Below are 23,518 nucleotides of genomic sequence, written 5' to 3' on the forward strand. Positions count from 1 at the left end.
AAAGCTAGCGAACAGCTATTCGTATTATAGCACATACGTTCGCTTTTGTGAAAAAGAAAACGCCGATTTTTGCACATCCATGCAAAATCGGCGTTTTTTCTACTTTCTATACGTTGCAGCTGCCATTTAGCCTTCCAGAGCAGCAGGACTATCCAGCTCACGCAAGCGCTCCATAATACGGCGCTTACGATACAGCATGCGACCTGCCTCTGCAATGCCATCCAGTGAATTTTTATTAACGACTGAGCCGAACAGAATACCTGCAACCGGAACCGCCTGAAATAGCTTGCGCCAGCCAAAATTATCACGGTATGTCGTTACGACCTCACGCCAGCCCTGAATTTGCGAAAATACCTCTTTACCTGTATCCGCCTTTTCAAAGTTTGCTAGCTCCTGTAGTACAGCTTTTTTGCCTACCACATCTGAGGAAGCGAACTGCAAGCATTTGAGAATAAACAGACGCTCCTGCGGATCAGCAGGATAGTAGCCGTAACAAAGCGCAATTTCCTGTAGCACCTTTAACGAAATACCGATCATGGCTGGAATATCCGCAGCAATGGTGAAAATTCCACCGATCCCCGAAGCAGCTCCCTCGATCGCTGCCAGATTAGCACGGCTGCGAGATAGATCGAGCGCTGTATCATCCATTACCCGAAGCGGCAGACGAGCTACATCCTTAGGCTTGAGCTCCGCATCCGGCTGTCCGCTCGCCTTGGCAAGCTTTTTCATCATCGCTTTCGGAGAGATCAGATAGGAACCGCCTGATTGGATAAAGCGTCCAATTTCATTCAGAGCAACCCCCAGCTTATCACGAATAAATTTGGGAGTTAAGCGATCCAGCACAGCAAATGGAATACGTCCGATTCGATCCAGCCATGATGAACCGTTCTGTTCCTTCTCCCATTTGGCTATCTGCTGTAGCTCCTGCTCCAGTTGTTCCCGTGTCTCCTGTATCTCCATATCTGATCCCTCCAGCTTTCTCAATTCATAGTCTATGCTAGCTTGCCCTATTCGAGCTTTTTATGACTATTATACTCAAGCTGGCGACTTGAAACACGTGCTTGACCCTGCGAGATGCTATTTTATTTAGATAACTATACGTAACCATTCCATGCATACAAAAAAGACACAGTGCCATAAGCCTGCGTCTTGCGTGTTATTGGTATGATACTGCCATAGAGCGGCAGAAGTATAAAAGATCATCGTATGCCGCCGATTAAGCAGTTGGCGCAGTCGGTTCCTGGTCAATCAAAGATGCAGTTGTTTCATGATCACGAACAGGTGCGTAGGTTACGCTGTCGATCACAAGGCCTTTACCTACAGGCTCGCCGTTTACGGTAATCATGACTTTTTTGAAGTTCGATTCAAAGTTTGTTTGATGCATAGTGTGTCACTCCTTGCTGTTATGGTTGTTTTTGTTGTTGGGAATGGATCATCGTTATTTTCTACGAACGATCCGACTGTATATAGTGTCGTTGATCCTGTAACCACAGGAATCAAAAATAGGAAAAGTAATGTGTGAATCGCAACGCATGGACGAGAGCTATTCACATTGTTGTTCAGGACAAATAGCTATTACCCTGTCTTATTCCACTTTAAACATAGGCACGCTAGCTATAGATCATTATGCCATCTAATCTGACCTCAGCGGGCCAATCGATAACAGATGCCATCGATACATGTAATCCCAATGATAGAAAAGATGACTGCATGGAAGATTTGGTCTACTTTACTCTAAAATTTGGTTATTGTCAACGTTCTATTTGGTATTTTTTTGATAAAAGTTTCAAATTCGGCACCTTTTCTGTGTTTATTACGTATATAATGACGGTAATTCAAAACAGATATGCCTTTCATTTGATTATCCTTTGTTTCCTGTACGACGTCTTCTTGTACTACGCCCGATTCTTATTAGCCATAACTACTATACAAATGAAATGTCGTGCTAGGCGATTCTGCATCCTGTATTGATCTGAACGTAATATTGATAGAAGGATGCCCTACAGCAGCTTGACTACTTTTTACTACTGATCGCTACGATATGACTGTATAGCTTATTCTTACTACTTACTGTACAGCTTATTTTTACTATTTTACTGTACGGCTTGATGAACCTATCCGCATCGCCCTATATTCATGCACTACACACCGAAGGAGGAACGACCACACGAATGAAATATAAACGCCTGATGCTGTCCGCCCTCATTACATTGATGCTGACAAGCACCGGTATACTGCTGGATCAGTCCACAGCTCATGCCGGTTGGTGGGAAGATTATAAAAATGGAATCCAGAGCTTCACCGAGCTACCTCAGGAAGTGAATCAGCTCAAGCAGAATTATGATCAAGCGATGACGCAGTTAGATGAAGCCAAGCAAAACATGCAGGCATTTCGCGATGAAAATACACGTCTCGCCGAGCAAAATGAATTACTCGCCCAGACGGTTAAGCAATTGCAGCAAGCGGAAGCCGAACGTGCAGCAAGTGCCCGCTTCTGGAAAACGCTGCTGTTCTCCGCCATCGGCCTTGTGCTACTCTGGTTCGTTTTCACCCGCCTTGTCCGCTTCGGACTACGCCGCCGTTAATGCTACGGCGGTTTTTTGCGCGGTGCTACTGCCGATTGGGTAGATAAATAACAATAGATGATCCATTCATTACTCTCATTCAATCCATGTATTGTATTTCAAGGAGGTTAGTCCGATGCAACTGGAATGGCAGCAATCTGCAACACTCCCACATGGCGGTCAGGCGATGATCGTAAAGCTAGCTGAAGCCGAAAAGCTGCATATGCTGCATCCGGGTCAGATTATTGCTTATGAAGGACCTTCCGCAGGGCGCAATGATCGCCTGATGGATGTGAAAGGCATGTATCGCAAACGCAATCTGATTCGCGCCGACTTTACCGGGCCTTGCCGCTTTGTCAGCTCGTTACCACCGGGCTTTAATCTCGTCCCGATTCGCATCGATGCTGGTAGTGATCTACTGTATGATTTTCGTCATTTGTTCTACTATACCGCTGGGATTACGATGCAAACCCGTCTGCTCAAGCTAAAAAATATATTGATCACACGCGATATTATTAAAGTAAAGTTCGGCGGCGAGGGCGAGATTGGCCTGCTCACTCGCGGTGCAGTCGTCGAGCTGGAGCTACATCCTAACCAGCCGATCTATGTCGACTCACGTAGCCTGCTCGCTTATCCCGAAAATGCTGATCTGCGACTTAGCGTCTATGGTAATCATCTTGCCAGTCAGCATATGCATTATCAGTGGGCGATTACGGGTAGTGGCTCTGTTCTGCTGCATAGTGGTCACGATCATGGTGAACTGGAGGAGCATCTGGAGGATAATAGTCTGTTCAAGCGCATTTTACGTGAGGTGATTCCATTTGGTGGCATTTTCATTAAATGAAGTTTTCCGAAACTATGAAGTTTTGCTAAACCATTTCTGAGTTGTTGCTGAAGCTTTGATGATTCTGCACTTTATTCGCTGTCGATGCTCTATAATCTTCTTATACCTGACATGAACCATACACAATAGCGGTTCCTTCTATTCTCATATGCAACCATGTTGTTAATGAGCTGTCAGGAACGAATGGCTGGAGTGATCCAAGCAGTCATACCAAGCCTATATTGTTTCGCTTCATGGCAGGTTCCAATCCTATACTATACACAGCCTGGAGGAGATAGAGATGACTTCGATTAAACAGCTTTCATTGTATACGGCCGAGCTTGACCGGATGCTAGCATTTTATACGAATATGCTTGGTGCGCAGCATGTGCATGAGCAAGCAGATGCGTTTACGATCCAGCTAGGAGCATCACAGATTCAATTTCGTGCAGCAGCTGATGAAACAAAGCCCTTTTACCATATTGCTATCAATATCGCGGCAAACCATTTTCAAGAGGGAAAAGCCTGGCTCAGCGGCTTTGGTGAATTGCTAACGGAAAATGGTGAAGATCAGGCATACTTTCCTTTCTTTGACGCGTACTCCTGCTATGTAGAAGACCCGTCTGGTAATATTATTGAACTAATCTCGCGTCAGCAAGCTGCACCTGTACTGGATAAGCCCTTCTCAGCGGATCAGCTACTAAGCATCGGTGAGATCAATATAACAACCAGCGATGTAGAGCAAGCTGCAACGCGATTAAAGCAAGCAGAACTGCCTGTACAGCTAGACCAGATTGAGCCAGCAGGCTTAAATTTTGTCGGTGATCAGGATTTGTTCCTGCTACTGGGTCCTCCAGGACGACGCTGGTTATTTTCAGAACGCGTAGCCGTGATCTATCCGTTACAGATGGAGCTGGATAACGGCGCCAGTCTGGCGATTACAGAGACAGGTGAACTGGTGATCTAACTCACTTATCACTCGCTGTCCATCAGCAATCGCTCCTATGGATCATATAGATGTAAAAAGCCGAGCTTCGTAGCTGAACCATTACAGGTTGTACGCACGAAGCTCGGCTTTTCTATACAGATCACTCTAGCTTTTACACTTTTACATATCCTTTTACATAGCATCCATCATATCTGCTTGTAACTAACACGATACCGTATCTACTCCAGATCAGAGCAATCCAGCATTTACTTTTTCATCGTCCATACATTAAACTTCGGATCGACAAGCTTGTTGAGCAGCTTGAACTGCGTCTGGTCAATATACGCAATTAGCAAATGCTGTCCCAGCGCCATATACACAAATTCACGCTCTCCACCACGCTGGCGATCCAGCTGAATAATACGATCAAAAAACGATTTGTCGACCCATTCGCTGTAATACTGCACGTCCCATTCTACACGCTCACCGCCATGCAGGAAGCTGAATAGCACGCGTTCCTGCTCATGGTCAAGGCAGCTACGAACATGGCTTATATCCAGTTGTCCGCCTGTCATCGCCACCATACGCTCAGCAAGCTGGCTATACAGATCGGTATTTTCTACAGCTTGCAGATCGACGTACCACAGCTGGTCGCTTGGATAGGCACAGTCTGGATCTGCATCTTCTTTACACACCTTTTCGCCAAGCGAAATTAGCAGGTGCGTATACGGCTTTTCCTCATACCAGGACAGCGAATTGCCAGCTACAACCTGCTCCATGTCCATATCTGCCTGGAGATGAATTCCTGCTTCCTGTAGCTTACTCCATTGCTCAGCTAACGGAATCGTTTTATTGCGAAAAAAACTGATCATTACTAATCTCCTCTCTGGACAATCTATCAGATTGGCATTCTTTAACGTCCCTTTTCGTCGCGCTTCCACTATTCCAGTGGTACTAAGGTGCCGTACCACTCGTTCGCATCTATTGTGTTGTTCGCCAAATGTTTGAAGTCATGGATATCTACACCACTGTAATATAGCACCCCTGTGCATCCATCGATTCGATTTGCCTCTACCCTATATGGGCCTTCGTTATCATAACCGATAGGAGAATACGAATACAAGCCAATCATTCAGATGCTTCCTTGTCCCCATAGGAAGCTCGTTTTGCCTCATCGCTTCTCATTTTATTAGAGTGTCCCTTTTGCGTATCATCCAGGTATTACTAAATATACAGGGCATAGGCTATAAAATCCTGAGTCTAAAGACTCCATGCTTCAAATTTTGAGGATATTTGTCATAATGTAGCTACACACAAATGCAAGTGCTAGTCATATATACCCACGATATTTTCAATTGAAAAGCTAAAAAAGCCCGTAATACAGCATTTTTTTGAAACATAATATCTTTTAAACGTCGATAATTAATTTAAAAGTAAGCTGTTACATCGTTGTTTCTCTGCTATTGCTAAGTAAGGTAATCAAACCTTTAGACTCATGTCTTTATACCCTATTATTAATGTGAGCATGCATAGGTAATGAATATGTAAATGGTAATATAAATAGCTGCTTCGCTGTACATACAACGAAAGCAGCTACGGTAGGGTTTAACTGTTGTCGGATTCATCCGATGAAGAACGATAATCCTTCGGCTTATGCTCTTCTGGCCCCGTGTACACTTCCCAGATTGCCTCGATAATACGGTCAAATTCATCGTCATCTTCCTCGATGATCTGCTCCACCGCTTCAATCTCTTCTTCCTTGCCGGACTCGTTTAGAAAATGCAGGCTGTAATCCCAATCATGTCCACGCTTGGAGAACAGGGTCAGCTCATACGGCTGTGTATGTCCTTCTACCTCAAGCTCTACCCGTCCAAGAAAGCCCTTTTCCGGCTCTTCCAATCGTTCTAACTTCGGCTGACGAATATGAATAGTTGCCATTTCGCTTCCGCCTTTCTGTATGGTTGTATAGTTGTTAGTTATAAGAAATATCGTCTTATATGTTTTTACACAGAAAAAATCTGTCGATTCTCCTATGTCAGTGTACTCTAGAAAGGTGATATGGGCAATCGGTATAGAATTTTACGATGCAGAGCAAATTTAAACAAACACAAAACATATTCAATCAATCTATCTCTATAAATAAACTTTAAACAGAATGTTCTGTGATTTTCTATTAGCATTTAAATATTGGTTCGTTCTACTTCATACCATTTTAATGTAAACAATTCCTTTGGTACATTAGTAGAAAGAAAGAAATGATAATCTAAATATCTACGAAGTTGTCCAAAAATCCGATCCCCATATTCAGTTAATTGCACTTTCCAATGAGCGCTAGCATAAGCTTTTCCTTGTTGCACACCGTCTACTACCTCTTCCCAGCTATAACATATTCCTACTTCAATATGTCTCGAAATAAAATCACAATATTTCTTTGTAATTCTAGGATCGGGATCTTTCCAAGTCTCTGTATCATATAATAATTCAAAGAAAATCCCTTCAATTTCATTTTCAAGAATAATATTCACAAAATCTTCTGTAACTAAAGTAGTATATATTGATTCAGGAATACGAAAAATATGGGGTTGACCTGAAAGCATCCATCGATTCTGATCAAACACATATACTTCGTAATATCTTAATAAATCCAGAATTTCGTTTCGTTCTGATATAGATTGACCATGATTAATAACATCTACTATGTTCAATATATTAATTACATAATAATCATACTTTAAATGTTGTACAGGAAGAATTTGTACCTGATGACCGATTAAAGGCATGACTAGATCAACAATATCTTTTCTCCATAAGGAAGACCCACCCGTAAAACTCGCAAAACCTGTATGTTTACCTTCTGTTTCAGTTTCCACCTCAAATGATTTCCAGTCATTTATAGGTTCTCCTTTGAGAAGTTCATCATCCAGCTCATCTCCATAGCTTTCATGCTTTAAAAACTGCATAATCGATACTTCACCTAGGTACATTTTATAAAATTTCACCAATATTTACTCCTTAATTCATATTCAACATATGTCTGAAAATCACATAAACACAATAATTATTCAAACCTATTTGCTGTTCTTAGATAATATAATTCTCAAGCCGTTCATACAGACTCACATATTCCACAAATTTCATGTAGCAATTTCTTTCCATTTAAGATCAAGCAAAATAGGAGGAATATACAGCGGTTCTACAAAATCATATGTTAAATCGTCATTCAAACTTCCTAGCAAAAGATTCTGATTAGCATCATATCGAATCTTCCAGCGGTCACTGATTAAGCTTTTGCCCTGTTCCAGACGCTCCACTGCTTCCGACCAGCTTAAAATTAATTGTGGATCTTTGTTAATACTAAGAATAGTTTCGTTATAGGCTAATTCAACTTGTTCGTAATCAACTTCAGAATCCCAAATGAGCTTAAAATTAGGACCGCTTATAGAATGGCTTTCAAGAAATTCCTTAAATTGATCTGTAGCAAAACAGATTTTATTGGATATATCTGAAACCTTAAAAATTTTCAATTCTGATTCTATATCAAATATACGCTCATTAAATATAATTTTATCGTAATCAATAAACGTGCCTCGCTTGGAATATTTACGACTTGATTTTTCTTCATCTATGCAATTTACAATATTTAATACATTACAAATATAGAATGTAGTATTGTCTTTGGGATCAGACGGCTGGTAATCTAATGGAAGAAACTCTACTTGATCTCTTAAAAAAGGTTCTAGCAATGCTTTGGTTTTACCACTAACTACTGGAGCTTTTAATAAAAAAACAGCAAAATCTTTTTTCTTTCGCTTTCCTCCCTCAATTTCTACTGGTATAGGAGTCCATGAGTCTACTAATGATCTACCATCAATTTCATCTAATATAGCTGGAAACTCTTCTCCTATAGTCACTAAACCTAAATTATCTTCATTATTCCATAATTCCCAAATACGCATAATCAGACACCTCACCCTTCATATGTAATGTCTTCCTTCACCAACTTATCTACCAACCATATCACTACGTACATCGGTTATTTTTCATCAAGTTATTAACTTCTACCTATTCCCCTCTAAATTCCGACTTTCACCTTCCATCTGCACGCAAATATGCTATACTGGTTAAGCGGTTTTTCAAAGCCGCATCCTGAACAGAAGAAAGTCCGTCGTTGCTTCTATTAGCTTCTATCTAATATAGAGACAATGCGGGAGAGGTTCGCGAACTCCCTCTATAAAAAACTAAAACCGCCTTGGACGGTATAAGCTGGCGAAATGGCATGGTCATTTTTCGGCTGTACAGGCAAGGTCTGTTTTTGCATTTCTGTTTTACGTGCTTGAAATGCCTATAGACAAGGTTCATGAATCTCTCGCTTCCCGAAGGACGACAGAGATAGTTAATGGAAGATACTGTTACCGTGCAGGCGATCCGTTCGCATCATAACAGGGATTGCAGATGGTCAATGCCGATCTGCAATTAATCACCACGGCTCTATATCGAGTCTTCTTCCGTGCTATGCTCACCGATACCCTTTTAAGGAAATGGAGAGATTTTTTTATGCTTAAAAATGAAAAAGCGGTTGTCGTATTTAGCGGCGGCCAGGATAGTACAACATGCCTGTTCTGGGCGAAAAAGCAGTTTGCTGAGGTTGAGCTGGTCACCTTTAACTACGGTCAGCGTCATAGCGCAGAGATCGAGGTTGCCCAGCAGATTGCGGAGGAGCAAGGCATGCAGCACACGATTCTCGATATGAGTCTGCTGAATCAACTGGCACCGAATGCACTGACTCGCTCGGATATCGAAATTACGCATGAGGAAGGCGAGCTCCCAAGTACATTTGTCGATGGACGCAATCTGTTGTTCCTGAGCTTCGCTTCCATTCTTGCCAAGCAAAAGGGCGCGCGCCATATCGTAACCGGTGTGTGTGAAACCGACTTTAGTGGTTATCCAGATTGCCGTGATATTTTCGTCAAATCACTGAATGTGACACTAAATCTGTCGATGGATCATCAGTTTGTTATTCATACACCACTGATGTGGATCGACAAAGCCGAAACGTGGAAAATGGCCGATGAGCTGGGCGCATTCCAATACATTCGCGAGCGTACGCTCACATGCTATAACGGCATTATTGGCGATGGCTGTGGCGAATGTCCGGCGTGTAAGCTACGCAAGGCAGGTCTGGATAAATATCTGCAAGAGCGTGCAGCCGCGGCTCCCTTCAAACGTGCCTCGATTGAGCTGGACGATTCGGATGCATCCACATCGGGAGGGTCTGCACGATGAGTCAGCCTGGCCCATTTCGCATTGTTGAGAAGCTACAGCAGTATGGCACAGACATTACGCATGAGCAGCTACGCTACCATCGTAAACGCGTGCTCGTTAATAAGGAATTCACGTTCGATGCGGCGCATCATCTGCATGCTTATGAAGGCAAATGCATGAACCTGCATGGACATACGTATAAAGTTATTTTTGGCATTAGTGGTATTCCGTCTGCCAATGGCATTGTCGTCGATTTTGGCGATATCAAAACGATCTGGAAAGAGCGGATCGAGCCGTATCTAGATCACCGTTATTTGAATGAAACGTTACCACCAATGAATACGACTGCTGAAAATATGGTCGTATGGCTGTTCCAGCAAATGGAGCAAGCGTTACAGAGCGAGCCTTATGCTGGACAGGTCGAAGGTGGACGCACGGAATTTGTACAATTGTATGAAACACCAACAAGCTATGCCGAAGCAAGACGGGAGTGGATGTACGAATGAGTAAAGTATGGGAAGAACCACGTCCAATCGCTGATTGTACAGAACGATCGGTTTCGGAAAAGGAGTCGGATCTAGCTACGCATTCAACCGCTACCGTTATCCATGAGAACGATCCTACTGTCGATACTTCGACTGAACGTAACCACCCGTCTATGACAGAGGGTCGTGCTGCTCGTCCAGCTAAAGCTTCTGCTGCTACCTCTATCCCGGTACTGGAGATTTTCGGACCGACGGTACAGGGTGAGGGCATGGTGATCGGACAAAAAACAATGTTTGTGCGTACGGCTGGCTGTGACTACCGTTGTAGCTGGTGTGATTCCGCATTTACGTGGGATGGCAGTGCCAAAGACCAGATTCGCAAACTGAGTGCGCAGCAGGTCTGGGAAGAGCTGCAAGCGATCGGTGGCGATCGTTTTAGCCATGTAACGATTTCTGGGGGCAATCCCGCATTGCTCGGTTCGATTGGTGAACTGGTACGCCTGCTGCGTGCCAATGGTATTCGTACCGCTGTAGAAACGCAAGGCTCGCGCTGGCAGGATTGGCTGCTCGGTATCGACGATGTCACGATCTCGCCGAAGCCGCCAAGCTCAGGTATGAACACGGACTTTACCGTGCTGGACGATATCATTAGTCGCCTGAGCCGTAGCCCGGTTGAATCGATGATGCAGCAGATTATGTTTGCTGACGATGACGAGGATAGCGGTGAGCTACGCGCCTTGAATCAGCAGGTCAGTCTGAAGGTTGTCATTTTCGATAAAGCCGATCTGGACTATGCCGAGCAGGTGCATTTGCGCTATCCTTCGCTTCCTTTTTATATGCAAACAGGGAATCCCGATGTGCTGCGTGAGGAAGATGATATGGCGGCATCGCTACTGCGTCGCTATGAGTGGCTGATCGATCAGGCAATGGAGCGTCGTTCGTTTAACGATGCGCGTATTTTACCACAGCTGCATACGCTCGTGTGGGGCAATAAACGCGGCGTATAGATAATTGACATACAAAGGAGCTTTTAACGATGACAGGAAGACAGCAAGATGAGATGAAAGACCTGACACTGCTTGGCAATCAGGGAACAACATATACCTTTTCGTACGATCCGAGTGTGCTGGAGAGCTTTGATAACAAGCATCCATATCGCGATTATTTTGTAAAATTCAATTGCCCGGAGTTCACCAGTCTGTGCCCGATCACAGGCCAGCCGGACTTTGCTACGATCTATATTAGCTATATTCCCGATGTGAAAATGGTGGAAAGCAAGTCGCTCAAGCTGTATCTGTTCAGCTTCCGCAATCATGGGGATTTCCACGAGGATTGCATGAATATTATTTTGAACGATCTGGTGAAGCTGATGGAGCCGCGTTATATTGAGGTTTGGGGTAAATTTACGCCGCGTGGTGGGATTTCCATCGATCCGTATACGAATTATGGTAAGCCGGGCACGAAATATGAGCAAATGGCAGAGCATCGGATGATGAATCATGATATGTATCCGGAGACTGTGGATAATCGTTGATTACTTTGGTTTTGGGCTTTGAATTGGCATGTGTGATGTGAATAGATTGGGATGAATGATGAGAACCACTGCTCTTGAATGGAAGAGTGGTGGTTTTTGTTTTGCCATGATAGTGAGGGGGAATGTGAGGGCGGTGGTTGGGTGTGGGATGGATTGTGGTCGGTTGGGATGAGGATCACTCCGGCAAGGAATAAGGGGACAGGCTCCCGTCTCGCACAGGAATCTACGGAGTAGGAGTAAATGGTAGATTCCCGTGCTCAAAAGTCGCCTTTTCCCCTTATTTCCTTGCCTTCGTTCTGTGCGGATTTCAACTTAAACATTACGTTCTAAACCTGAACTAAAATTTATATCAAATTCATCTTCACATTCAAACTCACATTTTCATATTTACCTTCACATTTACATCCACATCCGTACTCGTATTTAAGAGTCCAAGACTGCATCTGGAAGTTCAAAATTACATTTAAATTTCCAAAATCACTTTTAAAGCTTATAAACCTACATCTACCTATATGCAAGAATTTAAAACTAAGTATGAAAAGTTAAACTTGCTTGCCAGAGTTCAAGCTTGTGGGTAAACCATATGGTTGCATCTCTTGTTAGTAATATCCTTAATAGCACAAATAGTATAAATAACATAAACAGCATTGATATTCATGTTGGAATATTGCAATTTCATGTAAGGATGATGATTAGCAATTCTGGTCTAGTTTGAAGTTAAACGGCATTGTTACTCATAATGTATACGCGTTATGATTTACCCTTTTCTCTTATCATTTTAGGGTTGATTGTACGCTATCGTACGATTGTAAAATTACATATTTTGTATTTCACCTCTACTTTTGAGCTGGAAATTATGTTCGCTATCTCTCTTAGTTTCTTCTACTTTTATAAACCTCTCTTTTCTAATTATCTATCAAAATCGGTCATATACATTCAAAAACGATCATATTAACGTGTTTATTCAAGATTAATATTAAATTTTGAACATATGATATCTATTTTATCTCTATCCTCTTTTTGTTATCGCTTCCAGTTAATATTTCAAATTTTAAGTGTTGATTTTACTTTTTATGGTAATAAAATAGAAATGTACTCTTTTCCATATTTACATGTAAATACAGAAAAAGAATTTCGGATGGGAAAGTCCTGATCGCAGGAAAAGACAAATGAAAGAGGAGATGGAGAGGTTGAGTACAAAGACAGCAAGTGTGAACAAACATGAGGTATCTACAGAACAGGCGGTATCGCCATCCGGTATGGCAGGAGCGACAGCGAACGCTACATCGGTATCTTCGGCATCCGCTTCGGTTGCTGGAGTAGCTACTGCTGAAGAAACAGGTAAAGGTAATTTACACATGCCCAATGAGCATCAAGCGAATATCGCTGCTGCTGCGCCAGCGGTACAACAGCACACGACAGGTGCAGATATGGTTGTAGATACGTTGATCGCACAGGGTGTGGAATATGTATTTGGGATTCCGGGCGCTAAGATTGACCCGGTTTTTGATGTGCTGCAAGAGCGTGGGCCGCAGTTGATCGTATGTCGTCATGAGCAGAATGCAGCCTTTATGGCGGCGGCTGTAGGTCGACTGACAGGCAAGCCGGGCGTATGTCTGGTGACTTCGGGGCCAGGCGCTTCGAATCTCGTTACGGGACTGGTAACTGCCAATTCAGAAAGTGATCCGGTTGTGGCGCTTGCTGGTGCGGTGCCGCGTAGCTCCAGTCTGAAGCGTACCCACCAATCGATGGATAATGCCGGGCTATTCGCTCCGGTTACTAAATATAGCGTTGAAGTTGGTCACCCGGACAATGTTGCCGAGGCGATCACCAATGCCTTTCGTGAAGCTTCCGCTTCGCAGCCAGGTGCAGCTTTTGTGAGTCTGCCTACGGATGTGCTGCTCAGTGAAGCGAAGCCATTTCATTTTCAATCTTCACCTATGCCACAGCTTGGCACTGCTCCGGCTGTGCTCATTGATGAAGTATGTCAGCAGATTCGTCATGCCAAGCTGCCTGTACTGCTGCTCGGCATGAAGGCAAGCGCGCCTGAGGTGACAGAGGCGGTTCGTGATCTGATTCGTCATACGGATCTGCCTGTCGTTGAAACGTTCCAGGCAGCGGGGGCCATCTCGCGTGAGCTGGTCGATCATTTCTACGGACGTGTCGGTCTGTTCAGCAATCAGCCAGGCGACCTGTTGCTACAGCAAGCCGATCTGGTGCTGACGATTGGCTATGATCCGATCGAGTATGATCCTTTCCAATGGAACAAGGATGGTCAGCGCCGCGTCTACCATCTGGACAATCGCAAAGCCGATATTGATCAGGATTATCAGCCACAACTGGAGCTGATCGGTAATATTGCGATGAACGTAAAGGAATTAACACCGAAGCTGCACGGCCTGCGACTGGGTGCAGAAGCACAGGCGATCCTGTCTCCACTGCAAAATCGACTGAATCAGGATGATCTGAGCTATACCTCTTCCGGCGATAATCGTGTACATCCACTGTTCTTCATTCAGACGCTGCGTAAGCTGATCGGTGATGATGTGACGGTTACGTGTGATGTAGGCTCGCACTATATCTGGATGGCGCGCTACTTCCGCTCCTACGAGCCGCGCCGCCTGCTGTTCAGTAACGGTATGCAGACGCTCGGTGTAGCATTGCCATGGGCAATCTCTGCTGGACTGGTGAATCCGCACGAGAAGGTCGTTTCCATTTCCGGTGACGGTGGCTTCCTCTTCTCCTCGATGGAGCTGGAAACAGCTGTCCGCCTGCAAACACCAATGGTGCATATCGTCTGGAACGATGGAACGTATGATATGGTTGCCTTCCAGCAGGAAATGAAATACGGACGTACCTCCGGTGTTCATTTTGGCGAGGTGGATATCGTGAAATACGCTGAAAGCTTTGGCGCGAAAGGCATGCGCGTATATGAGCCAGGCGAGCTGGAATCCGTACTGCGTGAAGCACTACAGCAGCAAGGCCCTGTCGTGATCGATGTACCAATTGATTACAAAGACAACATTAAGCTCGGACAGAAGCTACTGCCAGGTACAACGAACTAAATTAACGAAGTTAGCCTGATCTCTTATGTGGAGGTCAGGCTAACGACCGTATTCGATCAAGGATCTGTAACTAAAAAAGGAGCGAATCAACATGAGTAACCATACCGTATATCAAGCATCTACCATGGTCGCGCTACTAAGCGGACTGTATGATGGCGCGATTACGTTTGATAAATTACAGCAATATGGCGATTTTGGAATCGGTACCTTTCATCAGCTGGATGGAGAGATGATTGCCTTTGATGGTGATTACTATCATCTGTATCCGAACGGAACCGCGCGGAAGGTGGAATTGCAGGAGTCTACACCTTTTTCAACCGTGACCTTTTTCGAGTCAGAGCAGACGTTTGAGCTGAATGGAACTTTTACACGTCAGCAGCTGGAGCAAATATTGAATGATCGTATCTCCAGCCCGAATATTTTCCATGCGATTCGGATTGAAGGTACATTCCGTGAGGTGAATACGCGCACGGTCACTCATCAGAGCAAGCCCTACAAGCCATTTGTTGAAGTGACCAAATCCCAATCCGCCTTCCACTTTGAACGGACAAACGGTGTGATTGCAGGCTTCTGGACACCCGCGTTCGCGCAGGGAATTGGGGTCGCTGGATACCATTTGCATTTTATTAATGAACAGCGTAATGGCGGCGGTCATGTGCTTGATTTTGTCGTGGAAAAATGTAAAATTTCCATTTGCAGCAGTGAGCAATTCAATCTGCTGCTGCCTGATGATGAAAATTATCTCAAGGCCGATCTGCATACGCCGGATCTGGAGCAAGCGATTCTGACCGCAGAAGGTGCTGGCGTAGGCGTTTGAGTGTGGTAAGAGCTGTAATAAGAATGTGTGCGTCCTGATAGTAAGATAACGATAAATAGACGAAGCCCCTCTGTGATGATGCGGAAAGGGGCTTCGTCTATTATTTTTCGCCGTGTACTGTTTACTGTTTAATGTTTACTTTTTGCTTTTTACCTTTTGTTGTTCATATTTCAATGATTGCTTTTAGCCTTTGGATTTGTTGCTTTTTGACTCCTTGTGTTCGTTGAATTGAACTCCTACGTGAGCCTTTGCGCCTGTCTACCTCATCACGGTGCGATCTCTGCTGCTTGCTCCTTCGTGATACCAATCTGCTGTCCCATCGGCTCGCCTACGATGCCAAGCTCCCTCGTATACACGACACGTCCACGGCTGATCGTCTGCTCCACCCGGCAATGCAGCTCGCGCCCGATATACGGACTATGCTTATGACGATAATACAGCTGCTCCTGCTCAATTCGGTAATTGGTCTGTAAATCAACCAGCACCAGATCAGCATCTGCACCGATACGAATTTCACCCTTTTGTGGTAACAGTCCAAAGCGACGTGCTGGCTCCCATGATAGCAGACGAGTCAGCAATGTCAGCGGTAGATCACGACGTAGATGTCCTTCTTCCAGCATCAGCTCCAGCGAATGCTGAGCGCCAGAGATCCCACCCCATGCGTCGAAGATGTTACTTGCTTCGGTTTTCAGGGCAGATGGACATGGAGAGTGATCAGAGGTGATCATATCGATCTCGCCGCTGGCAATACATTGCCATAGCTGCTCCTGCTGCGCTGCACTTCGTAAGGGTGGCGCACATTTGGCAGCAGCGCCGATCTGTTCCAGATCGTGGTCGGTTAATGCAAGATAATGCGGGCACGTTTCCAACGTGACATCCATACCTTCTGCGCGTGCTTGCTGGATCATGTGAACAGCCTCTGCACTGCTAATATGTACAAAATGCAGTCTACAGCCTGTCTCCTGGGCATAGCCCAGTGCCTGCTGCACAGCTGCCACCTCAGCAGCGATCGGACGCGAAGCTGTATAATCGGCAGGTGAAAGGCGCTGCTCTTCCAGACATGCCATAGTAAGCTGCGATACGATCGGCTCATATTCTGCATGTAAGGCAAGCACCTGTCCGGTGCGAGCAATACGCCGCATGCCTTCTAACAGCGTCTCGTCATCCACATTACGAAATGCTTCTTCATCCGGATCACCAGGTGCGGACATGAATGCCTTGAATCCGCATACGCCTGCCTCGGCAAGCGGCTCCAAATGCTCTAGCTTGCCCGGCACCAATCCACCCCAGCAGGCATAATCGATATAGGTCGCATTCGCTGCTGCGCTGATCTTTTGCTGTAACGCATCCACAGTGACGGTGGGCGGAATACCGTTAAGCGGCATATCTAAAAAGGTCGTACAGCCGCCTGCTGCCAGTGCACTGGAACCTGTCATAAACCCTTCCCAATCTCCAAGCCCCGGTTCATTCAAATGGACATGCGCATCGATCATGCCTGCCATCACATGCAGTCCAGTCGCATCAATGATCTGCTCTGCCTGTACTCCGTCATCCGAATCGAATGCTCCAATATAAACGATTTTGCCCTGACGAATACCAATATCACAGCGCTGAATCGTCTCCAGAAACACAACCGTTCCACCTACAATGATCGTATCCAATCTTTTCATATCCAGCACGCTCCCATCTATCATTTATATTGTGTCCCTGCTGTAGTTGTGGATAAAATAGACGAATTGCCACTTGCCATATGACTTGCTTATACGCCCATTTGAATGTTTAGCAGACTGACCGCATGTAGCAGCATACTATGTACATCAATGCGTTTTTGATTCGATGAATAGATGATTAGAAAAGAAAGCGATGCCGTAGCATCAGCATCGCTTCCTTCTCCTTCATCAGGATATCCTCATTTATTTCGATATCCATACATTCAATATCCGTTATGGTTATGTCCATCCGGTGGATCGCTGTCACTTCCATTAAAATCGCTTAGCATCGAATCGTTTATAGCTTCGATCATACGCTAGCTCATACGATTCTAGCTCTTCCCTTTACAACGGATTATTTAAATTCCGCTTTGATCAGCGAAGGATCGACTTCCTTCAACAGACTCAGATCATGGTACGATGCTGGCGCCGGAATCGAAGTGATGTTACCAACAGACAACAGATAGTTACCAACTGCTGCACCATTGCTTCCATTTACATACGAATCATCCACGTCCATCGAATACACATTACGCTTCATGATCTCTGTCAATTCGGCTTCGGACAAATGCAGCTCTGGTGCCAAAATTTTGATTGCGTCCGCACGATTCTCATTGATGTACTTGGTCGCTTTTTCCAGTGCACGCAGAATCGCTTTGATCGTATTCGGATTTTCCTGCAAATACTTGTCGGTTACCTGCATGGTCGTATGTACGCTCATCCAGTTCACATCGCCTTTTTTGTCAGGAAGCTCGCTCTTGGTACCACTGAACAAAAACTTGCCGCCACCCTGAATCGCTTTGGTGATAAAAGGTTCCCATGCTGCCATCGCATCGATCGAGCCATTTTGCAGCGCAGCTACCGCGTCGCTTGGTGCCAGATTAACGAATTTGATTTTGCTAACGTCTACGCCGAGCTCCTTGCCCATATTATCGATAGCAATCTTCACATCGGCTCCATTCGGGATACCGATCGTTTTGCCTTCCAGATCCTTCGCGGAATTAAGCTGGAGCTTCGCCGAGCCTACGACTGCCTGTGTACCTGCGATCTGTGCCAGTGGCGCTACGATTTTTACATCGATGTTGTTGGATTTTAAAATAATATCCATAAAGTTCGTTTGCACGCTCACCGGTGCGCTACCACCCGATACCATCGGGCCAATATCCGGGCCGCTCTCGATCAGCTTGCTTTCTACATTCAAGCCTTCTTCTTTAAAATAGCCCAGCTTGTCTGCGATAATCTGCTGGGAGGAAATCTGCGCATCCCGTACACCGACGAGCGTTACATCCGTTTGCTCCAAACCGCTGCTTGCGGAAGCAGATGGGTTCGCTCCTGCATCCTTATTACTTGCTCCGCCGCCTGAACATGCTGTGGCTACAAGTGCCACCATCGCTACCCCTGTTATCATTTTGAACCAGTTTGTTTTCATATCCTTACCCCTTCCAAATGGTTATATGTGTACATTTATATGGATACCGGCTGGGTGGTTGGTGCGTTCTGTGGTGAGGTGGTATGCATTTTGAATTTGAGTGTGCAAGTACAGATGTAATCAAGTAGACGCATGTATATTGGATATCGATAATCTGTTGTTAGAACCACAATGTATATGTTTGTATACATCTTTCACTTGCTATCATTTACTTAAATGCTCTTCGATGCTTATTTAACCTCGTGTAGGTTTAGCCTTTTCGACGGCTTGTCCCATGCCGCCTTTGCGCCAGCCGAGGACACGGCGTTCCAGGAGTTTGAGTAGCATAGCGAAGATGCTGTATTCGATGCCGATCAGGATGATCGCGACGAACATGTTGGTCACTTTAAAGTAGTTGCGGGCATCGACGATCATGTAGCCAAGACCGGAGTCGGCGCCCATCATTTCGGATACGATCAGGGCGGAGAAGGATAGACCTAGACTGATTTGCGCGCCGATGAGTAGATTCGGTACTGCGGACGGGATCATGACTCTGGTAAATACCTGGCGCTGGGAGGCACCAAGGCTAAGCGCCGAACGGATCAGTGTGGACGGTACGGATTTGAAGCCATCTACAGTGTTAACGAGTACCGGGACGAATGTTGTCCATGCGATAAGCATAATTTTCGGAAATTCGCCGATGCCGAACCAGATAATGAACAGGGGCAACAGTGCGAGCGAAGGGATTGGACTGATGAGTGTCAAAATCGGTGATACCCAGCGCTCTAATGTAGCGAATTTGCTAATAAGTACGGCTAGCATAACAGCTGCAACGGAGCCGATCGCAAAGCCTGCAAGAATGCGGCCCGAGCTCGCCATGATGCTATCGAGAATAACGCCTGTTTTCGCAAGTGCCCAGCCATCATGGACAAGTGTAGATGGTGCAGGTAGAAATAACGGATTGAACATTTCGATCCGCATATTCAAGCGGGAGAAGGCTTCCCAGACGACGAAGAATAGCACGTAAGGCAATGCGCTTTTCAGGAATGACCAGTCGGCTTTTTTACTACTCTTGGATGTAGAGAGCAGTGTCGCGCCTGTAGCTGGCTTCGTTTTGGTTAACACGTTCGGTACTTCATTCATACTAATGCCTCCTCTTCGTCTTCCATTAGCAGTCGTTCGATCTTTGCCATCATTTCGCCAAAGCCTGGTGTCTCAAAGGTACGTGGATGCTGTAATCCCACTTCGAATATCTCCGCAATCACCCCATGCTTCATGACAACAATCCGATCTGCCAGATAGACAGCCTCGCTAATGCTATGGGTAACAAATAGAATCGTCGTTTTCAGCTTTTCATAAATGCGTCTCAGCTCACGCTGCATTAGATCACGAGTGAGAATATCCAGCGCCCCGAACGGCTCATCCATCAGCAGCACTTCTGGATGACTGGCAAGTGCACGAGCGATCCCGACACGCTGCTTCATACCACCGGACAGATCGGCTGGATAATGAGCGGCATACGCATCCAACCCTACCATTTTCAAAAAGTCCATCGCCATCTCGCGTGCCTGTGCTTTCGGTGTACCCTGTACCTCTGGCCCGAAGGATACATTTTCCAGCACTGTACACCACGGAAACAGTGCATGATCCTGAAATACCATCCCGCGTTCTTTGGCAGGCCCCTCGATCGCCTGTCCATTCATTTCGATGATTCCTGAATCGGGAAACATGTAGCCAGCGACCATATTCAGTAGGGTCGACTTGCCACAACCACTATGACCGAGAATACAGATAAATTCATTATCATGAACCGTCAAATGAATATCCTTCAAAATCGTCCGTTCACCAAAGCTTTTCTGCACATTATTTACTGTTAATTTCATCTCTTCACCTCTTATAGATGTGGTATGCTTCCATACTGTGCATCGATTGGCGACAATATGGCATCCAAGATTGTATACAATGTTGTGCACAATGGTACTGATGAGCCTATGCTCTTGATTGCTTTGTCATTGTCCATCTATCGTAGAATCAGCTACTCCCTACACCGCTGCGTCCACTTGCAAATATATCCGTTAAGGAGAGCGGTCGTTCATACTGCTCCTCGAAGCGAAGCGCCTGCTCGATCTCATTCAGATGCTCCAGCATCAGCTGTTCAGCCCTATTCACATTGCCTTGCCGAATCGCATTTAAAATAAGCTGATGATCATCACAGCATTTCGTCTTCTGTTCTCCATAGAGCGCGATAATGACATACGATAGTGAAACGAGTTCCTCCAGATAACGATAGTAATAGCTATTGCCCGAAGCCTCTGCTAATCGGAGATGAAAATCGCCTGTAATCCGAATCGCTTCAAAGATTCGTCCACCATGCTGTGCCTCATGCTCCTCTTGAATAAGACTTGCCAGCAGCTGGTACTGTTCATCCGTTAGACTGGCACACACCTTGTGTACGATCGCCACCTCAATCACTCGTCTCATTTCGAACACTTGCCTCGCTTCGTGGATCGTAGGACAGGAGACAAAGGCTCCTTTATATGGAATGATCGTGACCAGCTTCTCTGCCGCCAGTCTGCGTACCACATTGCGAACCGGTGTCCGACTCACTCCAAATGATTCTGCCAAGGCTTCTTCGACAAGCTGCATATTCGGACGCATCTTCTGCTCCATGATCGCCTGCTTGATTGCTTGATACATTTCTTGTTCTTGTTGACTGGCCATATCGTATCCCTCACGATCCGGGTTGCATGTAGTTGTGATTTAATGTTTGGTTTTATTACATGGATTATAGGTCGATGTCATTTTATAAGTCAATATAGTTCACATATATAATCGTTATTTTCTATAATCATGCACTATGGAAACGGATTTGTTTTGTTTATTTGCTAAAAATAATGATTATGTAAGGTATTTTTACTTTAGTTCCGTATGATGAATAGGTTTGTTTTGAGGAATAAACGGATATTTGAAGGAATAGCGTAGTCATGAAAAGGGAAGAGAGTTCACTCGTATTTTGTTTTTTATGTTAGGTAATATTACATATATAATGATATGCACTTGAGATGACCTACACTTAAATAATTTACATCGAATATTATTCTCATCTTGCATAATAAATCGCTCGTCTATGCGCTCGTCCATAACATAACTTGCCTTTAATCCATAAGATAACTCGCCTGTAGCTTATTCGTTCAAGTGTTCTTTTAGGCTCCGAGCCTATCATTTCTTCTAGTGTCTCCTTCTTTTCTTCGTCAGTTATTCATCCCCTTTTAGCTAGAACAATAACAACGGATTGACTGTATAGGCCATCTGCCACTATTTTCTCCAGAATCATGTATGTAAAAATATGCTTATTTTTCTTGTTCTAAATCTGCGAATTTTCATTTAAATCCAAACTATTTTTGATATACTAGAAGCTAATTTCTGGTTGTTGTTACCACTTTTCGCCCTATTACATACTATAAAAATACAAAAGGAGTCCTGTACGTGTCTTCAAGCAGTTTGCCCAAAACGAGTACGACACCGCCATCCGCGTCAGCCTCGGATGCGAAGCGCACGATTTTTAGTGTGCTGCTGGCAATCTCACTGGTTCATTTGTTCAATGATTCGATGCAGTCTGTTATTCCAGCCATTTTTCCGATTTTAAAGGAGACGATGCAGCTAAGCTATACGCAGATTGGGTGGATCGCCTTTACGATTAACTTTACCGCTTCCATTATGCAGCCGTTTGTTGGATTGTTTTCAGATAAACGTCCTACGCCTGCCCTGCTTCCGCTCGGTATGGCATTTACGTTTACCGGAATGCTGCTGCTTGCACTGGCACCTAGCTATACAGCGGTGCTTGTCGCTGTTGTGTTTGTTGGACTTGGTTCCGCTGCCTTTCACCCGGAAGGCTCGAAGGTATCCAATCTGGCAGCAGGGAACCGCCGTGGGCTTGCCCAGTCTATCTTTCAGGTAGGCGGTAATGCCGGGCAGTCGCTGGCACCGCTGCTTACTTCGCTGATCTTTGTACCGTTTGGACAATTTGGTGCCATTGGGTTTACCGGGGTTGCTGCGGCAGGGATTATCGTACAGATTTTCATTGCGAGATGGTATAACGGAACACTGAAAAGTGGGGCTTTAAGCAAAAAAGCTCGTGTAGCGAGAGCGATCAAGCCGGAGCTGAAGCAGCGAATTCGCTTTGCTATGGTTGTACTTATTCTGCTCGTCTTTATTCGTTCATGGTATGTATCATCGGTCGGTAGCTATTATAGCTTCCTGCTGATTGATCAATTCAAGGTGGGCGTAGGTGAAGCGCAACTGTATGTGTTCCTGTTCCTCGCTGCTGGTGCAGTTGGAACCTTCTTCGGTGGGCCACTTGCTGACCGCTTTGGTAAACGTAATCTGATCTTTATCTCGATGGCAGCAGCTGCACCACTTGCATTGCTTCTGCCTTATGCGAATCTATTATGGACAGGCATATTGCTTGCCTGTGTAGGCTTTATCGTAACCTCCAGCTTCTCCGTTACGGTGGTATATGCGCAAATGCTGGTGCCCGGACGTATCGGTATGGTATCCGGTCTGATCACAGGGCTTGCCTTTGGTCTTGGCGGGATCGGCGCACTGGTGCTGGGCAATATGATCGATGCTATTGGCATCTCGCCTGTTATGCAGATTTGTAGCTTCCTGCCTATTCTTGGTCTGCTCACCTTCATGCTTCCTTCAGATCAGAAGCTGAGTGAATGGACGGATGGCGCGTCGGATTGATGAACGATTAAGAAGTTATAATAGAATAGCTGTCATTCTAAAGCTATGATAATGAATATTACAGTGATGGATATTGAAAGGTGTATGCTTAGCCTGAGAAAACACGCTCGATCTAAACCCATCCTATACTGTATCTATATCTTGGCTAACATGAATACCAAAATCGCTAATATCAGC

The 23,518-nt window shown here is 45.1% G+C and carries 21 protein-coding genes and 1 riboswitch; of the genes, 10 read left to right on the forward strand and 11 right to left on the reverse strand.

All coding sequences use genetic code 11. From position 1 onward, the window contains the following. Positions 1-126: 126 nt before the first annotated feature. The gene (locus tag SK066_RS17940) at positions 127-960 is read right to left on the reverse strand and encodes an EcsC family protein (protein WP_320542483.1); all 834 of its coding nucleotides are present in this window, start codon (positions 958-960) and stop codon (positions 127-129) included. Positions 961-1,216: 256 nt separating this feature from the next. Continuing rightward, positions 1,217-1,384, reverse strand: a complete 168-nt coding sequence (locus SK066_RS17945) for a hypothetical protein (protein ID WP_188773542.1) — start codon at positions 1,382-1,384, stop codon at positions 1,217-1,219. 787 nt (positions 1,385-2,171) lie between these two features. Here SK066_RS17945 and SK066_RS17950 point away from each other — a divergent pair. From SK066_RS17950 to SK066_RS17960, 3 genes are all read left to right on the forward strand, one after another. Further along, positions 2,172-2,585: a hypothetical protein gene (locus tag SK066_RS17950; RefSeq protein WP_188773541.1), complete on the forward strand. Its 414-nt coding sequence runs from the start codon at positions 2,172-2,174 to the stop codon at positions 2,583-2,585. Positions 2,586-2,700: 115 nt separating this feature from the next. Continuing rightward, positions 2,701-3,408, forward strand: coding sequence for an AIM24 family protein (locus tag SK066_RS17955; RefSeq protein ID WP_250342875.1), 708 nt, complete (start codon positions 2,701-2,703; stop codon positions 3,406-3,408). Positions 3,409-3,688: 280 nt separating this feature from the next. Beyond that, positions 3,689-4,354, forward strand: a complete 666-nt coding sequence (locus SK066_RS17960) for a glyoxalase (RefSeq protein ID WP_320542484.1) — start codon at positions 3,689-3,691, stop codon at positions 4,352-4,354. Positions 4,355-4,581: 227 nt separating this feature from the next. Here the strand turns inward: SK066_RS17960 and SK066_RS17965 are convergent, their stop codons facing one another. The 4 genes from SK066_RS17965 to SK066_RS17980 form a co-directional block, all read right to left on the reverse strand. Beyond that, positions 4,582-5,187, reverse strand: coding sequence for a hypothetical protein (locus SK066_RS17965; protein ID WP_320542485.1), 606 nt, complete (start codon positions 5,185-5,187; stop codon positions 4,582-4,584). A gap of 733 nt (positions 5,188-5,920) precedes the next feature. After that, positions 5,921-6,253 carry a hypothetical protein gene (locus SK066_RS17970; RefSeq protein WP_320542486.1) on the reverse strand — a complete coding sequence of 111 codons (333 nt, stop codon included), beginning with the start codon at positions 6,251-6,253 and terminating at the stop codon, positions 5,921-5,923. 242 nt (positions 6,254-6,495) lie between these two features. Further along, positions 6,496-7,314: an imm11 family protein gene (locus SK066_RS17975; RefSeq protein WP_320542487.1), complete on the reverse strand. Its 819-nt coding sequence runs from the start codon at positions 7,312-7,314 to the stop codon at positions 6,496-6,498. 135 nt (positions 7,315-7,449) lie between these two features. Then, positions 7,450-8,271 carry an imm11 family protein gene (locus tag SK066_RS17980; RefSeq protein ID WP_320542488.1) on the reverse strand — a complete coding sequence of 274 codons (822 nt, stop codon included), beginning with the start codon at positions 8,269-8,271 and terminating at the stop codon, positions 7,450-7,452. A gap of 248 nt (positions 8,272-8,519) precedes the next feature. Then, positions 8,520-8,563: riboswitch (PreQ1 riboswitch) on the forward strand. Between the two features lie 306 nt (positions 8,564-8,869). On the opposite strand from SK066_RS17980, the gene queC reads away from it, so the two are divergent. The 6 genes from queC (at position 8,870) to budA (ending at position 15,478) form a co-directional block, all read left to right on the forward strand. Beyond that, entirely contained in the window at positions 8,870-9,598 is a 729-nt protein-coding gene (queC, locus tag SK066_RS17985; RefSeq protein WP_320542489.1) for a 7-cyano-7-deazaguanine synthase QueC, read from the forward strand. Beyond that, positions 9,595-10,083: a 6-carboxytetrahydropterin synthase QueD gene (gene queD / locus SK066_RS17990; protein ID WP_250342883.1), complete on the forward strand. Its 489-nt coding sequence runs from the start codon at positions 9,595-9,597 to the stop codon at positions 10,081-10,083. Before queC ends, queD begins: the two co-directional genes overlap by 4 nt. A 152-nt stretch (positions 10,084-10,235) precedes the next feature. Continuing rightward, positions 10,236-11,069 carry a 7-carboxy-7-deazaguanine synthase QueE gene (queE, locus tag SK066_RS17995; RefSeq protein ID WP_320544916.1) on the forward strand — a complete coding sequence of 278 codons (834 nt, stop codon included), beginning with the start codon at positions 10,236-10,238 and terminating at the stop codon, positions 11,067-11,069. 29 nt (positions 11,070-11,098) lie between these two features. Continuing rightward, positions 11,099-11,596 (forward strand): preQ(1) synthase, encoded by a 498-nt coding sequence (gene queF, locus SK066_RS18000; protein WP_320542490.1) that lies wholly within the window; start codon positions 11,099-11,101, stop codon positions 11,594-11,596. 1,358 nt (positions 11,597-12,954) lie between these two features. Beyond that, positions 12,955-14,661, forward strand: a complete 1,707-nt coding sequence (alsS, locus tag SK066_RS18005) for an acetolactate synthase AlsS (RefSeq protein WP_407673830.1) — start codon at positions 12,955-12,957, stop codon at positions 14,659-14,661. Between the two features lie 91 nt (positions 14,662-14,752). Beyond that, on the forward strand, positions 14,753-15,478 hold the full coding sequence (budA, locus tag SK066_RS18010; RefSeq protein WP_320542491.1) for an acetolactate decarboxylase: 726 nt from the start codon (positions 14,753-14,755) through the stop codon (positions 15,476-15,478). A 266-nt stretch (positions 15,479-15,744) separates the two neighbouring features. Here the strand turns inward: budA and SK066_RS18015 are convergent, their stop codons facing one another. From SK066_RS18015 to SK066_RS18035, 5 genes are all read right to left on the reverse strand, one after another. Continuing rightward, entirely contained in the window at positions 15,745-17,148 is a 1,404-nt protein-coding gene (locus SK066_RS18015) for an allantoinase (RefSeq protein WP_320542492.1), read from the reverse strand. A gap of 394 nt (positions 17,149-17,542) precedes the next feature. Next, positions 17,543-18,595 carry an ABC transporter substrate-binding protein gene (locus SK066_RS18020; RefSeq protein WP_407673831.1) on the reverse strand — a complete coding sequence of 351 codons (1,053 nt, stop codon included), beginning with the start codon at positions 18,593-18,595 and terminating at the stop codon, positions 17,543-17,545. Positions 18,596-18,850: 255 nt separating this feature from the next. Beyond that, positions 18,851-19,738, reverse strand: a complete 888-nt coding sequence (locus SK066_RS18025) for an ABC transporter permease (protein WP_188773528.1) — start codon at positions 19,736-19,738, stop codon at positions 18,851-18,853. Continuing rightward, a complete protein-coding gene (locus SK066_RS18030; protein ID WP_320542494.1) occupies positions 19,735-20,478 on the reverse strand; it encodes an ABC transporter ATP-binding protein in 744 nt (247 codons plus the stop codon). The genes SK066_RS18025 and SK066_RS18030 overlap by 4 nt, the downstream gene beginning before the upstream one ends. Positions 20,479-20,626: 148 nt before the next feature. Continuing rightward, positions 20,627-21,316, reverse strand: a complete 690-nt coding sequence (locus tag SK066_RS18035) for a GntR family transcriptional regulator (protein ID WP_188773526.1) — start codon at positions 21,314-21,316, stop codon at positions 20,627-20,629. 765 nt (positions 21,317-22,081) lie between these two features. Here SK066_RS18035 and SK066_RS18040 point away from each other — a divergent pair. Next, a complete protein-coding gene (locus SK066_RS18040; RefSeq protein ID WP_407673694.1) occupies positions 22,082-23,341 on the forward strand; it encodes an MFS transporter in 1,260 nt (419 codons plus the stop codon). Positions 23,342-23,518 lie beyond the last annotated feature (177 nt).

Source organism: Paenibacillus hunanensis, assembly GCF_034055775.1.
GTDB lineage: Bacteria > Bacillota > Bacilli > Paenibacillales > Paenibacillaceae > Saccharibacillus > Saccharibacillus hunanensis.

Coding starts and splice junctions, on each gene's coding strand:
- SK066_RS18035 (WP_188773526.1), bottom strand. CDS start 21,316: ATGGCCAGTCAACAAGAACAAGAAATGTATCAAGCAATCAAGCAGGCG.
- SK066_RS17955 (WP_250342875.1), top strand. CDS start 2,701: ATGCAACTGGAATGGCAGCAATCTGCAACACTCCCACATGGCGGTCAG.
- SK066_RS17960 (WP_320542484.1), top strand. CDS start 3,689: ATGACTTCGATTAAACAGCTTTCATTGTATACGGCCGAGCTTGACCGG.
- SK066_RS17970 (WP_320542486.1), bottom strand. CDS start 6,253: ATGGCAACTATTCATATTCGTCAGCCGAAGTTAGAACGATTGGAAGAG.
- alsS (WP_407673830.1), top strand. CDS start 12,955: ATGCCCAATGAGCATCAAGCGAATATCGCTGCTGCTGCGCCAGCGGTA.
- queC (WP_320542489.1), top strand. CDS start 8,870: ATGCTTAAAAATGAAAAAGCGGTTGTCGTATTTAGCGGCGGCCAGGAT.
- SK066_RS17945 (WP_188773542.1), bottom strand. CDS start 1,384: ATGCATCAAACAAACTTTGAATCGAACTTCAAAAAAGTCATGATTACC.
- SK066_RS18025 (WP_188773528.1), bottom strand. CDS start 19,738: ATGAATGAAGTACCGAACGTGTTAACCAAAACGAAGCCAGCTACAGGC.
- SK066_RS17980 (WP_320542488.1), bottom strand. CDS start 8,271: ATGCGTATTTGGGAATTATGGAATAATGAAGATAATTTAGGTTTAGTG.
- SK066_RS17950 (WP_188773541.1), top strand. CDS start 2,172: ATGAAATATAAACGCCTGATGCTGTCCGCCCTCATTACATTGATGCTG.
- queD (WP_250342883.1), top strand. CDS start 9,595: ATGAGTCAGCCTGGCCCATTTCGCATTGTTGAGAAGCTACAGCAGTAT.
- SK066_RS17940 (WP_320542483.1), bottom strand. CDS start 960: ATGGAGATACAGGAGACACGGGAACAACTGGAGCAGGAGCTACAGCAG.
- SK066_RS18020 (WP_407673831.1), bottom strand. CDS start 18,595: ATGATAACAGGGGTAGCGATGGTGGCACTTGTAGCCACAGCATGTTCA.
- queF (WP_320542490.1), top strand. CDS start 11,099: ATGACAGGAAGACAGCAAGATGAGATGAAAGACCTGACACTGCTTGGC.
- SK066_RS18015 (WP_320542492.1), bottom strand. CDS start 17,148: ATGAAAAGATTGGATACGATCATTGTAGGTGGAACGGTTGTGTTTCTG.
- queE (WP_320544916.1), top strand. CDS start 10,236: ATGACAGAGGGTCGTGCTGCTCGTCCAGCTAAAGCTTCTGCTGCTACC.
- SK066_RS17965 (WP_320542485.1), bottom strand. CDS start 5,187: ATGATCAGTTTTTTTCGCAATAAAACGATTCCGTTAGCTGAGCAATGG.
- SK066_RS18030 (WP_320542494.1), bottom strand. CDS start 20,478: ATGAAATTAACAGTAAATAATGTGCAGAAAAGCTTTGGTGAACGGACG.
- budA (WP_320542491.1), top strand. CDS start 14,753: ATGAGTAACCATACCGTATATCAAGCATCTACCATGGTCGCGCTACTA.